Below are 14,775 nucleotides of genomic sequence, written 5' to 3' on the forward strand. Positions count from 1 at the left end.
AATTCGGATTCCTGCGATGTCATCAATTCGCAATGTGCTCTTCGTGATGTGTGACCAGCTGCGGGCGGATCACCTGTCGTGCTATGGGCATCCGTATCTGGCCACGCCCAACATCGACGGCCTGGCCCGGCGTGGCGTGAAGTTCGAGCGCGCGTTCGTGCAGTCGGGCGTGTGCGGTCCGTCGCGCATGTCGTTCTACACGGGCCGCTACGTTGCCAGCCATGGCGCGACCTGGAACCGCGTGCCGCTGTCGATCGACGAAATCACGCTCGGCGAATATCTCGCCGCGCGCGACATGAAGCTGACGCTGGTCGGCAAGACGCATATGACGCCGGACAGCCACGGCCTGAAGCGGCTGCATCTGGACGGCGGCAATGCGCTGGGCGCGCTGCTGCGCGAGGGGCATTTCACGCTGGTCGACCGTTACGACGGCCACCATGCCGAACCCGCCGGCGGCTACGCCGAATACCTTCGCGAGCGCGGCTACGCAAGCGACGATCCCTGGACCGACTTCGTGATCTCGGCCGAAGACGAACACGGCCGCGTCGTCAGCGGCTGGCACATGCGCAATGCGCACCTGCCCGCACGCGTGCGCGAAGCCGATTCCGAAACCGCCTATACCACCGACCAGGCGATCCGTTTCATCGAACGCCAGGGCGAAACGCCGTGGGCGATGCACCTGTCGTACGTGAAGCCGCACTGGCCGTACATGGCGCCCGCGCCGTATCACGGCAAATACACGCTCGATCAATGCCTGCCGGTGCGGCGCGCCGCGCGTGAACGCGAGGCTCCGCATCCCGTGACGGGCGCCTATTTTCAGCAGGAGGAGTGCGCCAATTTCATGCGCGACGAGGTCGTCGCGAAGGTGCGGCCGGCTTATCAAGGTTTGATCAGCCAGCTCGACGATCATCTCGGGCGACTGTGGGAAACGCTCGACAGGCTCGGGCGGTGGAAGGACACGCTGATCGTCTTCACCGCCGATCACGGCGATTTCCTCGGCGACCACTGGCTCGGCGAGAAGGAGTTGTTCTACGACACCGTGCAGCGCGTGCCGTACATCGTCTACGATCCGTCGCCCGAGGCCGACGCCACGCGCGGTCGCAGCGACGCACGCTTCGTCGAAGCCATCGACACGGTGCCGACGCTGCTGGACGCACTGGGCATGCCGGTTCCCGGGCACCGCATCGAAGGTCGCTCGCTGCTTGCGCTGACGCGCGGTGCGGAAACGCAGGTGCCCTGGCGGGATGCGGTCTTCTCGGAACTCGATTATGCGTATCGGCAGGCGCGCCAGATCCTCGGCCGCAGCCCCGACGCATGCCGCGGCTGGATGGTGCGCACCGATGCGTGGAAATACATTCACTGGGACGGCTTCGCGCCGCAGCTCTTCGACCTGCGCAACGATCCCGACGAATTCGTCGATCTCGGCACCGATCCGATGTTCGACAACGTGCGGCAAGCGATGCGCGAGCGCTTGCTGGCCTGGTCCCTCGGCCTGCGCAATCGGACCACCGTGACGCATGACGACGTCGAGCGCGGCACGCATCAATACAAGAAGGCGGGGGTGTTCTACGGGGTGTGGTGAGACGCGGAAGCGCCTCCGGAGAGACTTGTGCTCCCGGAACATCGCTTGCGTTACGATGCGCGTCATCCTCGACTCGACAGACGTCCATGAAAAATCGCGCCATCGCGGCGGGCACGGCGCTCGTTGCTCTTTTCGTCAACGCGACCATGTGCGTCGCCGCCAACGCCGCGTCGCCCGGGAGCGCGGTCGAGCCCAGCTACGACACCTATAAATCATGGCTGGTCGCATGCGACAACGGCTTGACCTGCGAGGCGAAGGGGTTTGCGAGCGGCGGCGAAGCCAGCGCGGAGTTGCACGTCATTCGCGCGGCGGGGCCGAACGGTTCGCTCGAAGCGCGACTCGTCGTCGACACCAGCGCCGGTACCGATCTTGACGATCTGCGTGTGGATGGGCAGCCGCTGCGGCTCGACGATTCGGCGTGGAGCGTGAACCAGGTCGGCAACGAAGCGACGCTGTCCACCCAGCGGCCGGCGGCCGTGGCAGCCTTCGTGTCCCGGCTGCGCAATGGGGCAAAGCTTCAGGTCGGTACGGATGCAAGCGCCTATGTTCCGCTCGACGGCATGGCTGCCGCGCTGTTGCGCATCGACGACCGGCAAAGTCGAATCGGCGGTGTCACCGCGTTGATCCGCAAGGGCCCGGCGCCTGCGTCTCGAGTGCCGCTCCCGCCGCCGCTGCCGATCGTGCCGACACGAAAAATCGTTGCGTCCCTGTCGGGCGGCGAGGACGAGAACCTGATCGCGCGTGCGAAACGCATTCAAGACTCGGGCAACTGCGAGGAGAATGCGTCGAAGTATCTCGAAGAAGCCGCGTATCCGCTCGACGCACGGAAGGCGCTGGTGATTCTTCCATGCATTCAGGGCGCCTACCAGGGATCGTCGGACGTGTTCATCGTCCCGCGCATCGGCGGCGGAGCGCCAGCGCCTGTCAAGCTGGAGGGCTTTCAGGTCGGGGGTTCGGACTCGCTGCTGGTCGAGCCGGGCTTCGATCCTGCGACCGGGACGCTGACGACCTTTTACAAGGGGCGGGGGCTGGCCGACTGCGGTTTTCGCGCCGAATGGATCTGGGATGGTCAGGCATTTCAGCTTTCGGCACTGGCGCGGCAGGATACGTGCGGCGGACTTGAACCCGGTGACTGGCCCACCCTCTATCGGTCGCGAAAGAAATAGCGGACCGACCGGCGTTCCCGCATGCCTGCCCGATCCGCGTCCATGTCTTTTGCCTCGCTTGGCCTGATCGAGCCGTTGCTGCGCAACCTGCAGAACCTCAATTACCAGACATCCACGCCGGTGCAGGCCAAGGCGATTCCTGCCGTGCCCGGCGGCACGGACGTCATGGCTGCGCAGCGTCCAGAAGCCGCGCAGCAAACCGGCCGGGGGGGCGAGGCAAGTGCTAACGCAGATCAACGGACGACTCGCGCGAGTTGACGGGACCTGAAGCGCAGCGAAGCAGTTCGGTCGATCACGTGCCGCTGGACGCTGCGTGGGTCAAAATCGGCGCCTTGCGTCAGGCGTGCTTCCAGTGAATATCGAACCAATCACGCTCGCGGAAGTGGGCCCCGGATTTCGATTCACGAACGGACGATCCGCGATATCAGCGGCGGGTGCGCAGTGCACGACACACTCACCGTTGGATGGCGTTGGCCGACGCAATGGCTGACAGAATGGCCAAAGCTCGCAAGGAGCGCGCTCGCGTTTCTTTTCCGTCATCACCCATCATCCGCCTTCCCCTGCAGCCCCTTCAGCCCCTTCAGCCCCTTCAGCCCCTGAATCACCACCAGCAGCGCGCGGCCGTGCTCGTCCGAGCCGTCCCACGCGTCGACGATCGCGTCGCGCAGCAGGTCGTTGTAGCGGCGGCGCGCCGGCCCGGTATCGACGCCATAGAAACTGCATAGCTTGTTGAATGGCGCGCTGCGCCGCAGCCGATGCCCGTTCGACAGCCGAAGTCGCGACACTGTCGGCTGACTTACCCCGGAAAGCCGTGCGATTTCGCTGGACGAGCGCGTGTCCGCCGTCAGACGGCGCAACAGGTCTTGAACAGGAAAATCATGGTCCGGGGCTTCCATGCGATGCATTATACCTATACAGTTACGGTTGTTGAATGGGCTTGCTGTCACCGGCGAGGCTGTATTCCGAGAAAGTTGATGACACTGAAACACCTCCCTCCCACGTTCTGCTGGACGAAGATCGGTACCGAGTCCGGCGAGGAACTGCCGACCGTCGTGCTCCGCAAGGAATGGGAGCGCCGGCTTGGGGGCGGGCGTTTTCTGTGGGGGATCAACCAGCCGCTCGGCAGCAGCGCGCAAGTCGCCGCGCATCGCACGGGCTCGCTGCTCGCGTTGTTTTCGCCGGTTGCGTCGCGCACGCGGCCGGGCGAACGCAAGCGCGAGGACGCGCTGCTGTGGAATGCATGGGTCGACGCCAGCGGCCAGGTGCGGCCGCTGCCGCCGCACACGTTCATCGCGAGCCGCTCGACGCTGCCGTCGGGCCGGCGTCGCGAACAGCACTACGCGCTGGTGTGCGTATCGTCCACCGCGCTGACGGTCGGCACGCAACTGCGCGTGTTCCCGGATCACCTGCGCAGCGTGAGCACGGGCAAGCCGCTCGGCGTCGCGCAGGGCGCGGCCGTGGTCGACTGCATCGGGCGGGCAAAGGAACAAACGGGAAAGAGCTATCCGCTCGCGCTGTCGGTCGAGCTCGAGGCGCCGTATTTCGTGCGGCTCGCGCAGCCGTGCGTGCTGAAGGCGCGCGATCTCGCCGACGTGAACAAGGCGACGCGCGCCGGCGATTTCGATCGCTTCGTCGAACTGGTCGCGCGCCTGCGCGGCCGTTCGCCGACGGATGCCGTGCGCGGCGTCACGCGCGATCTGTTCGACGTGCCGCCGATCGAAACGGCGGCCGCCTATGTCGCGCCCGCGCATGCGGCGCGATTGCGCAGTCGGCCCGCTGCCGAGCATCCGCGCGAGCCCACCGGCGATCTATTCGATCTGTCGCCCGGTGAAGCGGCGGCGTTCGGCGGCTTGACGCATCCGCGCATCGGGCGCGCGTGACGTTTGCGCCACTGACGCGCGGCGCGTGCATCGGCAGCGAAGCCCATGCGCATGCAATGCATACGCCGGTGCGGCCATCGTAACGACGCGCGCAAGAATTTGTTGCAATCTCGCCATAGCGGATCCGCGCACGCGGAGCGACAATCGGCTCGAAGCACGCTGTGCGGCGGTCGTTCACGCCGTCGACATGCGCGCGACGCACACTGGGCGTCGGCTTGCTTCACACCGCAACCCTGAGGGAGAAGTGTCGATGTCGACCCACATCTGTTCGCAGGAAGCCCGGGCCGCGCAACGCTTCGTCGAAGCGACGCGCAATGTCGATCAGGCGTTTCGCGCCGTGCGCGGCGAGAGCGACGACGACATCTCGTCGTCCGAATATGCACGTGCGATGTCGCGTCTCGATCGCGCGCTCGACGAACTGGCGCAAGCGCAGGAATTTTTCGATCGCGTGGTGAGCGCCGACGCGGCACGCGGCAACTGATTTCGCCGCCGCCGGCTTCGTCTTCCGCTTTCCGCTTTCCGCTTTCCGTTTTTCGTTTTCTGTTTTTCGCCGCGTCGCTCGACGCGCGCTACAACCGCTCACACGCTCGTCTGCTTGCCCGCTTGCCGGACGACATCGTCCGGCCCGTCAGTCGTTCATCCTTCCCGCGCGCTGCAAGCGCGATCGCCGCAGCACGCATCGCGCTGCAATCTCCCGACGTCAAACCTTTCGTCCTTCGACCGGGTAGCCGGGGTCCGTATAACCGTGCGTCGACGCATGCCCCGGCGGCACCAGCGCATCGACGAAGCGCTCGTCGTCGGGGCCGAGTTCGAGCGTCAGCGCATCGACGTAGCTGTCCCAGTGCGCTTCGGTGCGCGGCCCCGCGATCGTAGAGCTGACGATCCGGTTCTTCATCACCCACGCGAGCGCGAACGCGACCGACGTCGTGCCGCGCGCAGCCGCATGCGCGACCACCTGCTGCGCGATGTGCAGCGACTCGGGCCGCCATTCCGTCTGCTGGATGCGCCGGTCGCCGCGGCCCGCGCGCGAATCGGCGGGCGGCTGCGCATTGACCGCATACTTGCCGGTCAGCACGCCGCGCGCGAGCGGGCTGTACGGCACGACGCCGAGCCCGTAATGCGCGGCGGCCGGAAGCTGTTCGACCTCGGCCGTGCGATCGACGAGGTTGTACAGCGGCTCGCTCGCAACCGGCCGGTCGATGCCGAGCTGATCCGCGAGCCGCACGATCTCGGCAATGCGCCAGCCCTTGAAGTTCGACAGCCCGATGTAGCGCACCTTGCCTTGCCGGATCAGGTCGGCCACCGCGCGCATCGCTTCGTCGAGCGGCGCGTCGGTCAGCGCGCGATGGAAATAGAGGATGTCGATGTAATCGGTGCCGAGCCGCTTCAGGCTCGCGTCGACCGATTCGAAGATCCACTTGCGCGACTGGCCCTGGCGGTTCGGCCCCGCGTCCGGTCCGGCCGGATAGCCGAATTTGGTCGCGACGACCCAACTGTCGCGATGTCGTTCGATCGCGCGGCCGACGATTTCTTCCGAGCGTCCAGCGTGATAGACGTCGGCCGTGTCGATGAAGTTGATGCCCTGGTCGAACGCCTTGTCGATGATGCGCGCCGACGTCGCTTCGTCGGTTTCGCCGCCGAACATCATCGCGCCGAGACACAGCGGCGACACCTTCAGCGCGCTGCGCCCGAGATAGCGGTAATCCATATGCAGACTCCATGCGGGCGTGCGCCCGCGTTGGTTCAAGTCGGTTGAATGAGAACGCGCCGGCCGTGCGTCGTGCTTACACGCCCGCTTCGTCGAAGACGCGTTGCGCGATCGGCAGCGCCGAGCTTGCGGTCGGCCAGCCCGAGTAGAACGCGAGGTGGGTGATCGCCTCGATCAGCTCGTCGCGCGTGAGGCCGTTGTCGAGCGCTTTCTTCAGATGGAACGGCAGCTCGTTCACGCGATACAGCGCGATGAGACTCGCGACGGTGATCAGGCTGCGATCGCGCGGCGACAGGCCGGGGCGCTGCCATACGTCGCCGAACAGCACGTTGTCGGTGTAGTCGGCGAGGGCCGGCGCGATGGCGCCGAACGCGCGGCGCGCGGGGGAAGTCGGTTCGGACATCGAGGGCTCCGGATCATGTTGAAGACACCGACGATGGTAGCCACCGAGACGCTTAGCGATAATCCCCAATAATTCGCATGCACTTATCGAGCGGGCTCATGAATGGGCCGGATGGCGCAGCGCATCGACGATCAGCGCGAGCGCGCGCGACGACTGCCGCCGGCTCGCGTAGTACAGGTGGTGACCGGGGAACGTCGGACACCAGTCGTCGAGCACGCTGACGAGGCGGCCGGCATCGACATGTGGCGCGGCGAGTTCGGCCGGCACGTAAGCGAGGCCGTAGCCGGCGAGCGCCGCGTCGAGCATTTCATAGGTGCCGTTGAACGTGACCTGGCCGTCGACGCGCACCTGCAGCGTGTCGCCGCCGCGCGCGAGTTCCCATGCGTACAGCGCGCCGTGCGTCGGCAGCCGCAGGTTGATGCAGTCGTGCGCGACGAGATCCTGCGGCGTCGCGGGCCGTTCGCGTTGCGCGAAATACGCGGGCGCGCCGACGATCGCCATTTTCAGGTCGGGCGAGATGCGCACCGCGATCATGTCCTTCGCGACCTGATCGCCGAGCCGCACGCCGATGTCGAAGCGTTCCGCGACGATGTCGGACAGCCCGTAGTCGGTCACGAACTCGACCTTCAGGTCGCGATAGTCGCGCAGCATCGGCGACAGCTTCGGCCACAGCAACGTGCGGATCACGTAGTCGGTCGCGTTGATGCGCACGGTGCCGGCCGGTTTGTCGCGCAGCTCGGCGAGCGCGGACAGCTCGGCCTCGATTTCGTCGAAGCGCGGCGCGAGGTTCAGCAGCAGGCGCTCGCCGGCTTCGGTCGGCGACACGCTGCGCGTCGTGCGCGTGAGCAGCCGCACGCCGAGACGTGTCTCGAGCGAGCGGATCGTATGGCTGAGTGCGGATTGCGAGACGTCGAGCCGGGCGGCCGCGCGCGTGAAGCTGCGCTCGCGTGCGACGGCGATGAAGGCAAGCAGGTCCGCAAAGTTGTCGCGCGGCATGGAGGAACGTGGGTGGTCGATGCCAGCGCATCGTACCACCGGGGTCGCCACGTCGCGTGGTGCGAAGAGGGGGGCGCGCGTCAGCCCGCGTGCGTCATGCCCGGCGCATGGGGCGCCGGATGGTATGCATAGCCGCCGTGCTGGAACGACATCGCGAAGAACCGCATCTGGTAGCGGATCGCCTGCGCCCAGTAATCCCACGTGTGGCCGCCCGGACGTTCCGCATAGTCGTGCGGTACGCCGAGCGCGACGAGCCGCTCGTGCAGCGTGCGGTTCGAGCCGACGAACGCGTCGTCGCGGCCGCAGTCGATCGTCAGGTCGAGATGCGCGCGCACGAACGCGCGTGCGCTTGCGACGATCGCGTTGCGGTTCCAGAACGACGGATGGCGGACCGGGTCGCCGAACACGTGGTCGATGCCCGGCTCGTCCTCGCAGCAGCGCGGGTCGACCGCGCCGCTGATGCTGCCGACCGCGCCGAACGTGTCGGGCCGGTCGAGCGCGATGCGCAGCGCGCCGAAGCCGCCCATGCTGAGCCCGGTGATCGCGCGCGCATGCTTGGCGGCGATCGTTCTGAAGTGAGCGTCGATATAGGACACGACTTCGTCGCCGACGAAGGTTTCGTAGCGGCTGCCGGAGTCGAACGGGCTGTCGATGTACCAGCTCTCGTGTCCGCCGTCGGGCATCACGAGGATCGCGTGATAGCGGTCGGCGAGCGTCGCGATGTGCGTGTTGCTGGTCCAGTCGGTGTGGTCGCCGCCGGAGCCGTGCAGCAGGTAGACGACCGGAAAGCGTTCGGCGCCGTCGTGCGGGCGTGCGTAGTCGTCGGGCAACACGACGGTCGCCTTCAGCGTTTCGCTCATCGCCGCGCTCGGGATCGCCACGACCCGCGTCTGAAACGCGACGGCGGGGCCGGCGACGGCGAGCAGCAGGAGCAGCCAGAATGCACGTACCAGGTTCATTGATCGTCGCATGTATTGCCTCCGTCCGGCGGTCGGGCGCCAGGACAACCCGGTTCGGCGACTCTAGCAACCGCGCCTTTCAACCATATTTCGGCGAAACCTACGGGTTGTCAGACGGGGCGCCGACGCATGCGTCAGCCGACGCAGCGTGCGAGCGTGTCGCGAAACGCGGCGGGCCGCTCGGCCGGCATCAGGTGCCCGCAGCCGCCGATCGTTTCGAAGCCGGCGCAGCGCGCGAGCGCCCAGTCCGGCACATGCCAGCCCGCTCGCGAGCGTTCGCCCGCGACGAGCCATACCGGATGGCGCTCGAACACCTGCGCGAGCGTTTGCAGATAGCCGGGGGCGCCGGTCGTCGCGACGACCGAGCGCCCCATCGCGCACAGCGTCGACGCCGGCTGATGCGCGAGCCAGCGGCGTGCATCGTCGAGCTGGCGCGGCGATGGATCGTCGATCGCGCCACGCAGCCAGGCGGGCGGATCGTCGCGCAGGCCGTCGAGCATCGCATCGGCTTGCGCGGGCGTCATGCGGCCGACCGACGCCGACCAGAACGCATCGTCGAGCGTGAAGTTGCCTTCGACGTTGACGATCCGGCGCACGTGCGCCGGATGCGCATGCGCGAACAGCATCGCGATCGCGCCGCCCACCGAGTGACCGACGATATCGACCGGCTGCGCGCCGAACTGCTGGCTGATGGCCTGCCGCACATGCTCGACCTGCGCGGCGAGCGTGATCGCGTCGGGCGGTGTCGCGCGATGGATGCCGTAGCCGAGCAGGTCGGGCGCGAGTTGCGGGCCGGGCCATTCGGGCACGTCGAACGTGCCGATGAAGCCGTGAACGAAGACGACGGGCGTAGTGGGCTGGGTCATGCGGCGTCCGAGGCGGGAAGGGGCGGCAATTCGAGTTCGGCGAGCAGTTCGTCGAGTTCGAGCACGTGCGTGCGATCGTGGTCGAGCCATTCGCGCACGAGATCGTCGATCGACATCCGGCGAATGCCGTCGCGCAATCCGCAGCGTGCGCGTTCCGGCGCCGGCAGCGCGGCGGCCGTCGCGCACAGCGCTGCGCGGCCGGTGCGGAATGCGGCGAGCGCGTCGTCGAGCGATTGCGCGAGATAGTCGCGCTGCGCGGCAAGCGCGGTGCCGTCGACGGACGCGATCACCGGCAGCGCGTGCGTGCGCACGGCGTCGATGCGCGCGGCGAACACGGCGTCGAGGTCGCGCAGGTGGCACGCATGCTCGACGAGCGAGAAGCCGGTGCCGGCCGGCCGTCGCCTGCCGAGCGCGGCGGGCACGTGCGCGGCATACGCGGCGAGCCGGTCGGGCATCGTGGCCAGCGCGGCGACGACGTCGGCGAACGGCAGCACCTGCGGATACGCGCTGAAGACCGCGCCGTAGCTGAACAGTGCGCCGCCGATCCGGCCGCGCGCCTGCACGACGTCGTGCCCGTGACGGCGCATCACGTCGGCGACCATCGCGCCGCAGAACTGGCGGGCGGTCGTATCGGCTTCGATTTCAGGGAATTTCTGCGCGACCTCGTGCTGGATCGCACCGATCGCGGCGACGCCGACACGCGACAGCGCCGCGAATTCGACATAGCGCTCGGGCTGCGCGATCAGTGCTTCGAGTTGCGCGCCGAGGGGCGTCGCACGAAAGCGGTCGAAACGGGAGTGCATGACGGGACAGGGGCGCCTTTTAGCAACGTAGCAAGACGATACGTTACTAAAAGGCGCAGCGTCAATCGGTTTGTTCGGTGGATGCGGGCGGGGCGGCGGGGTCTGGCCGGCGGCATCGGCCGCAAGCGCGCTCCTTGTTCCTGCCATTCCCGCGTGAACCGAAATCCTCGATGTCGAAAACGGAGAGGAACCCGATCTCCGACTCACCCGGCGTCAGGTTCGAACAGCGTCGCCGCTATTCGGGCACTGCGTCCATCGACTTCACAAGCCACCGCCGGAAGCCCGCGACGCACGCGGAAACCGCCATCGCGAACCCGAAAAATCTCCACGCGTCGCCGGTCGCACGCGGCGACATCGCGATGTCGCGATCCATCAAGTGCGGGCCGGCGGGCGCCCATAAAGTTCGCTTCATGGTGGATGGCCAGCCGGACCGGACCGCCACCTTCCGACGAACGACAGAAACAGGAAAACGCCCATGCAACCGATCTCCGTTGTGAAGAAGCAAGACATCGTCGCTGCCGACCGCTGGATGCAGCAACGGCCCGAAAACGCGCTGACGCTGCCGTCGCGCTATTTCTACGACGATGCGGTGTTCGCGGCCGAGCGCGACCGCATCTTCATGTCGGCATGGCACGTGATCGGCCACAAGTCGGAGCTGAGCACGCCGGGCCAGTTCGTGATGACCGACGTGTTCGACCAGAGCGTGATCGCCGCATGCGGCCGCGACGGTCAGGTCCACGCCTTCCACAACGTTTGCCAGCATCGCGGCAATCGCCTCGTCGAAGCGCGGCGCGGCGTGCAGAAGGGCCTGTTCCGCTGCGCGTACCACTCGTGGTGCTATGGCGCCGACGGCAGCCTGCGCGGCGCGCCGCGCACCGATCGCATCGAAGGGTTCGATATTTCGGACTACAACATTCCGAAGGTGCGCATCGAGGAACTCGGCGGGTTCTACTACTTCAACCTCGATCCGAATGCGCCGTCGATGCGCGACCAGTTCCCCGGCGCCGACGCGGAGATGAAGCGCGTGTTTCCGAAGCTGGACGCGTACCGGCTGATGGAGGAGAAGGACGTGATCGTGCCGGCGAACTGGAAGGTCATCATGGACAACTCGATCGAGGGCTATCACTTCTCGCTGTCCGGCCCGCATCACGTCGAGCTGGCCGGCCTGATCGACTTCGACGGATACCGGCTCACGCAGCACGACAAATGGTGGACCTACACGGCGCCGGCCAATCTCGGCGCGACCGCCGCGTACGGCGTGCCGCTCGGCGACAAGAATCCGGACGAGTGCTTCTTCAACATCGGGATCTGGCCGCACAACACGTTCTATACGTTCCCGTACTCGGAATTCCTCGCGACGTTCCTGATCATTCCGCTGGAACCGGAGAAGACGCTGCTGCGCTTCGGCTACTACTCGACGCACGACGAGATGCCCGCGGTGACGAAGGCGTGCATGGACTGGATGAACACCGATCTCGGCCCGGAAGACATCCGCCTGAACATCTCGGTACAGAAGGGGCTGCATTCGGTCGGCTACAACCAGGGCCGCTACGTGATCGACGCCGAGCACAGCAACGAGAGCGAACACCTCGTGCATCACTTCCACACGCTCGTGCACGACGGCATTCACGGCGCGTGAGCGGCGGGGAGCGCCGCTCCCCGTTGCGTCTCCGGCGAGGACGACGGCGCCGATTCGCCCGTTCGACCTTCATGATCACGATCAACTGCATGCAAGCAATGAAGAAATCAGACGCAATCGACGCTGTGCGTCGCGACTACGACTATGTGATTGTCGGTGCGGGATCGGCCGGCTGCGTGCTGGCCAACCGGCTCGGGCAGGATCCGAACGTGCGGATCCTGCTGCTCGAGGCCGGCCCCGCGAACCGGCACTGGTCGATCGACATGCCGTCCGCGATGGGCATCGTGGTGGGCGGCGACCGTTTCAACTGGCAGTACCGGTCGGAACCGGAGCCGTTCCTGAACCGTCGCCGCATCGCGACGCCGCGCGGGCGCGTGCTCGGCGGTTCGTCGTCGATCAACGGGATGGTCTATATCCGCGGCCATGCGCGCGACTACGACGGCTGGGCCGAGCAGGGCTGCACCGGCTGGAGCTACCGCGAGGTGCTGCCGTATTTCATCCGCTCGGAACGGCACGAACTGGGCGCCGATGCCTATCACGGCGACAGCGGCCACCTGCGCGTGACGGCCGGCCGTACCGACACGCCGCTCACGCGCGCGTTCATCGCATCGGGCGTCGATGCGGGCTACGCGCATACCGACGACGTGAACGGCTATCGGCAGGAAGGCTTCGGCCGCGTCGATCGCACGACGTGGAACGGCGCGCGCTGGAGCACCGCGCGCGGCTATCTTGCGCAGGCGCTCGAACGCGGCAACGTCACGGTGCTGACCGGTGCGCTCGTGCTGCGCGTGCTGTTCGACGGCAAGCGCGCGACCGGCATCGAGTATGCATGCGACGGCGCCACGCACGAAGTGACGGCGAACGCCGAAGTGCTGCTGTGCGGCGGCGCGATCAATACGCCGCAACTGCTGATGCTGTCCGGCGTCGGGCCGGCCGGCGAACTGGAACGCGCCGGCGTGCGCACGCGGCACGATCTGCCGGGCGTGGGCCGCAGGCTGTCCGATCACCCGGACACCGTGGTGCAGTATCTGTGCCGCAAGCCGGTGTCGATCTATCCGTGGACGGTCGCGCCGCGCAAATGGTGGACCGGCGCGAAATGGTTCGCGCAGCGCGAAGGGCTGGCCGCGACGAACCATTTCGAGGCCGGTGCGTTCATCCGTTCGCGCGCGGGCGTCGAGCACCCGGACCTGCAACTGACGTTCATGCCGCTCGCGGTACAGCCGGGCAGCGTCGACAGCGTGCCCGCGCATGCATTCCAGGTGCATATCGACCTGATGCGCCCGACGAGCCTCGGCGCGGTGACGCTGACGTCCGGCGATCCGCGCCAGCCGCCGAGGATCCTGTTCAATTACCTGAAGACCGAACGCGACCGGGCCGACATGCGCGCCGGCGTGCGCCTCGTGCGGGAGATCCTTGCGCAGCCGTCGTTCCGCGACCTGTGCGGCGACGAGCTTTCGCCGGGTCCGGGCAAGACCGACGACGCGTCGCTCGACGCGTGGGCGCGCGACATCACCGAGACGGGCTACCACGCGGCGGGCACCTGCAAGATGGGCCCGGCGTCCGATCCCGAAGCGGTGGTCGGCCCCGACCTGCGCGTGCACGGCCTCGAGCGGTTGCGCGTGATCGACGCGTCGGTCATGCCGACGATCGTCAGCGGCAACACCAATGCGCCGACCGTGATGATCGGCGAAAAGGGCAGCGATCTCGTGCTCGGGCGCACGCCGTTGCCGCCTTCGTCGGCGCCCGTCTGGGCGCAGCCTGAATGGCGTACGCGTCAACGGTGAGCACGATGGAGCCGATTCTCTCCCTTTCGACCGTCACGCACATCGACGCGCGGGTCGTCGACGCGACGATGCTCACGCCGGAGATCCGCAGCGTCGTGTTCGCGTCGGCCGACGGCGCGGCGCTGCCGCCGGCCGAGCCCGGCGCGCATGTCGAGCTGCGCCTGCCGGGCGGCATCGTGCGCCAGTACTCGATCGTCGAGCGCGCGGCCGACGGATCGACCTACCGGATCGCGGTGCTGCGCGAGCCGCGCTCGCGCGGCGGATCCGCGTATGTCGTCGAGCGGCTGGCGGCGGGCGACGCGGTCAGCCTGAGCGCGCCGCGGAATCATTTCGTGCTCGACGAGCACGCGAGCGACTACGTGCTGATCGCGGGCGGCATCGGCATCACGCCGATCCTGCCGATGGCGCGCCGGCTCGAGGCGCTCGGCAAGCCGTTCACGCTGTGCTACCTGGCGCGATCGCGCGAGCGGATGGCGTTGCTCGACACGATCGAAGGCGGCGCGCTGCGACCGAACACCCGGCTGCATTTCAGCGAACGGGACGGCGAGGCCGATCTGCGCGCGCTGCTGGGCACGCCGCGTGCGGGCACGCAGGTGTATGTCTGCGGCCCGGCGCGGCTGATCGACAGCGTGCTGGACGCGGCGCGCGACTGGCCGGCCGGCACGATCCGCTTCGAGCGTTTCGCGGCGCCCGCGGCGCCGTGCGCGCAGCGGGACGACCCGCGGGCGTTCGAGGTCGAGCTCGCGCGAACCGGCCGCCGCATTGCGATACCCGCGGAGCGGTCGATTCTCGACGTGCTGCGCGACGAGCGGATCGCGGTCGAATCGGTTTGCGCGGAAGGCATCTGCGGCACCTGCGCCGTCAGGCTGCTCGACGGCGAGGCCGACCATCGCGACTGTCTCCAGACGGACGAGGAGAAGCGCGCGAACAATCTCATCTATATCTGCGTGTCGCGCGCGAAGTCGTCACGACTCGTGCTGGATCTTTAG

At 67.3% G+C, this 14,775-nt stretch carries 15 protein-coding genes; 8 read left to right on the plus strand and 7 right to left on the minus strand.

All coding sequences use genetic code 11. The features are described 5' to 3' along the window. Positions 1-16 precede the first annotated feature (16 nt). From BX604_RS13465 to BX604_RS39980, 3 genes are all read left to right on the plus strand, one after another. A complete protein-coding gene (locus BX604_RS13465; RefSeq protein WP_098551221.1) occupies positions 17-1,582 on the plus strand; it encodes a sulfatase-like hydrolase/transferase in 1,566 nt (521 codons plus the stop codon). Positions 1,583-1,668: 86 nt separating this feature from the next. Further along, on the plus strand, positions 1,669-2,748 hold the full coding sequence (locus BX604_RS13470; RefSeq protein ID WP_098551222.1) for a DUF1176 domain-containing protein: 1,080 nt from the start codon (positions 1,669-1,671) through the stop codon (positions 2,746-2,748). Between the two features lie 42 nt (positions 2,749-2,790). After that, a complete protein-coding gene (locus tag BX604_RS39980) occupies positions 2,791-3,006 on the plus strand; it encodes a DEAD/DEAH box helicase (protein WP_098551223.1) in 216 nt (71 codons plus the stop codon). 281 nt (positions 3,007-3,287) lie between these two features. Here BX604_RS39980 and BX604_RS13480 read toward each other — a convergent pair whose 3' ends face one another. Then, positions 3,288-3,644 (minus strand): DNA-binding protein, encoded by a 357-nt coding sequence (locus BX604_RS13480; RefSeq protein ID WP_098552862.1) that lies wholly within the window; start codon positions 3,642-3,644, stop codon positions 3,288-3,290. A gap of 78 nt (positions 3,645-3,722) precedes the next feature. Here BX604_RS13480 and BX604_RS13485 point away from each other — a divergent pair, with 78 nt between their 5' ends. Further along, positions 3,723-4,628: a hypothetical protein gene (locus tag BX604_RS13485; RefSeq protein ID WP_098551224.1), complete on the plus strand. Its 906-nt coding sequence runs from the start codon at positions 3,723-3,725 to the stop codon at positions 4,626-4,628. Between the two features lie 250 nt (positions 4,629-4,878). After that, positions 4,879-5,109, plus strand: a complete 231-nt coding sequence (locus BX604_RS13490; protein WP_098552863.1) for a hypothetical protein — start codon at positions 4,879-4,881, stop codon at positions 5,107-5,109. 219 nt (positions 5,110-5,328) lie between these two features. Here the strand turns inward: BX604_RS13490 and BX604_RS13495 are convergent, their stop codons facing one another. The 6 genes from BX604_RS13495 to BX604_RS13520 all read right to left on the minus strand — a co-directional run bounded on the left by BX604_RS13495 (position 5,329) and on the right by BX604_RS13520 (position 10,363). Beyond that, positions 5,329-6,336, minus strand: a complete 1,008-nt coding sequence (locus tag BX604_RS13495) for an aldo/keto reductase (protein WP_098551225.1) — start codon at positions 6,334-6,336, stop codon at positions 5,329-5,331. 76 nt (positions 6,337-6,412) lie between these two features. Continuing rightward, positions 6,413-6,739: a carboxymuconolactone decarboxylase family protein gene (locus tag BX604_RS13500; protein WP_098551226.1), complete on the minus strand. Its 327-nt coding sequence runs from the start codon at positions 6,737-6,739 to the stop codon at positions 6,413-6,415. A 96-nt stretch (positions 6,740-6,835) separates the two neighbouring features. After that, positions 6,836-7,735 carry a LysR family transcriptional regulator gene (locus BX604_RS13505; RefSeq protein ID WP_098551227.1) on the minus strand — a complete coding sequence of 300 codons (900 nt, stop codon included), beginning with the start codon at positions 7,733-7,735 and terminating at the stop codon, positions 6,836-6,838. 80 nt (positions 7,736-7,815) lie between these two features. Beyond that, positions 7,816-8,694: an alpha/beta hydrolase gene (locus tag BX604_RS13510; RefSeq protein ID WP_179894798.1), complete on the minus strand. Its 879-nt coding sequence runs from the start codon at positions 8,692-8,694 to the stop codon at positions 7,816-7,818. 134 nt (positions 8,695-8,828) lie between these two features. Beyond that, positions 8,829-9,560, minus strand: a complete 732-nt coding sequence (locus BX604_RS13515) for an alpha/beta fold hydrolase (protein WP_098551229.1) — start codon at positions 9,558-9,560, stop codon at positions 8,829-8,831. Beyond that, on the minus strand, positions 9,557-10,363 hold the full coding sequence (locus BX604_RS13520) for a DinB family protein (protein WP_098551230.1): 807 nt from the start codon (positions 10,361-10,363) through the stop codon (positions 9,557-9,559). The genes BX604_RS13515 and BX604_RS13520 overlap by 4 nt, the downstream gene beginning before the upstream one ends. Positions 10,364-10,838: 475 nt before the next feature. On the opposite strand from BX604_RS13520, the gene BX604_RS13525 reads away from it, so the two are divergent. The 3 genes from BX604_RS13525 to BX604_RS13535 all read left to right on the plus strand — a co-directional run bounded on the left by BX604_RS13525 (position 10,839) and on the right by BX604_RS13535 (position 14,775). After that, positions 10,839-12,002 carry an aromatic ring-hydroxylating oxygenase subunit alpha gene (locus BX604_RS13525; protein ID WP_098551231.1) on the plus strand — a complete coding sequence of 388 codons (1,164 nt, stop codon included), beginning with the start codon at positions 10,839-10,841 and terminating at the stop codon, positions 12,000-12,002. Positions 12,003-12,100: 98 nt separating this feature from the next. Continuing rightward, positions 12,101-13,786 (plus strand): choline dehydrogenase, encoded by a 1,686-nt coding sequence (locus BX604_RS13530; RefSeq protein WP_098552864.1) that lies wholly within the window; start codon positions 12,101-12,103, stop codon positions 13,784-13,786. 5 nt (positions 13,787-13,791) lie between these two features. Next, the gene (locus tag BX604_RS13535) at positions 13,792-14,775 is read left to right on the plus strand and encodes a PDR/VanB family oxidoreductase (RefSeq protein WP_179894799.1); all 984 of its coding nucleotides are present in this window, start codon (positions 13,792-13,794) and stop codon (positions 14,773-14,775) included.

This window comes from Burkholderia sp. JKS000303 (genome assembly GCF_002563755.1).
In the GTDB taxonomy this organism is placed as follows: domain Bacteria; phylum Pseudomonadota; class Gammaproteobacteria; order Burkholderiales; family Burkholderiaceae; genus Burkholderia; species Burkholderia anthina_B.

Coding starts and splice junctions, on each gene's coding strand:
- BX604_RS13465 (WP_098551221.1), top strand. CDS start 17: ATGTCATCAATTCGCAATGTGCTCTTCGTGATGTGTGACCAGCTGCGG.
- BX604_RS13470 (WP_098551222.1), top strand. CDS start 1,669: ATGAAAAATCGCGCCATCGCGGCGGGCACGGCGCTCGTTGCTCTTTTC.
- BX604_RS39980 (WP_098551223.1), top strand. CDS start 2,791: ATGTCTTTTGCCTCGCTTGGCCTGATCGAGCCGTTGCTGCGCAACCTG.
- BX604_RS13480 (WP_098552862.1), bottom strand. CDS start 3,644: ATGGAAGCCCCGGACCATGATTTTCCTGTTCAAGACCTGTTGCGCCGT.
- BX604_RS13485 (WP_098551224.1), top strand. CDS start 3,723: ATGACACTGAAACACCTCCCTCCCACGTTCTGCTGGACGAAGATCGGT.
- BX604_RS13490 (WP_098552863.1), top strand. CDS start 4,879: ATGTCGACCCACATCTGTTCGCAGGAAGCCCGGGCCGCGCAACGCTTC.
- BX604_RS13495 (WP_098551225.1), bottom strand. CDS start 6,336: ATGGATTACCGCTATCTCGGGCGCAGCGCGCTGAAGGTGTCGCCGCTG.
- BX604_RS13500 (WP_098551226.1), bottom strand. CDS start 6,739: ATGTCCGAACCGACTTCCCCCGCGCGCCGCGCGTTCGGCGCCATCGCG.
- BX604_RS13505 (WP_098551227.1), bottom strand. CDS start 7,735: ATGCCGCGCGACAACTTTGCGGACCTGCTTGCCTTCATCGCCGTCGCA.
- BX604_RS13510 (WP_179894798.1), bottom strand. CDS start 8,694: ATGAACCTGGTACGTGCATTCTGGCTGCTCCTGCTGCTCGCCGTCGCC.
- BX604_RS13515 (WP_098551229.1), bottom strand. CDS start 9,560: ATGACCCAGCCCACTACGCCCGTCGTCTTCGTTCACGGCTTCATCGGC.
- BX604_RS13520 (WP_098551230.1), bottom strand. CDS start 10,363: ATGCACTCCCGTTTCGACCGCTTTCGTGCGACGCCCCTCGGCGCGCAA.
- BX604_RS13525 (WP_098551231.1), top strand. CDS start 10,839: ATGCAACCGATCTCCGTTGTGAAGAAGCAAGACATCGTCGCTGCCGAC.
- BX604_RS13530 (WP_098552864.1), top strand. CDS start 12,101: ATGAAGAAATCAGACGCAATCGACGCTGTGCGTCGCGACTACGACTAT.
- BX604_RS13535 (WP_179894799.1), top strand. CDS start 13,792: ATGGAGCCGATTCTCTCCCTTTCGACCGTCACGCACATCGACGCGCGG.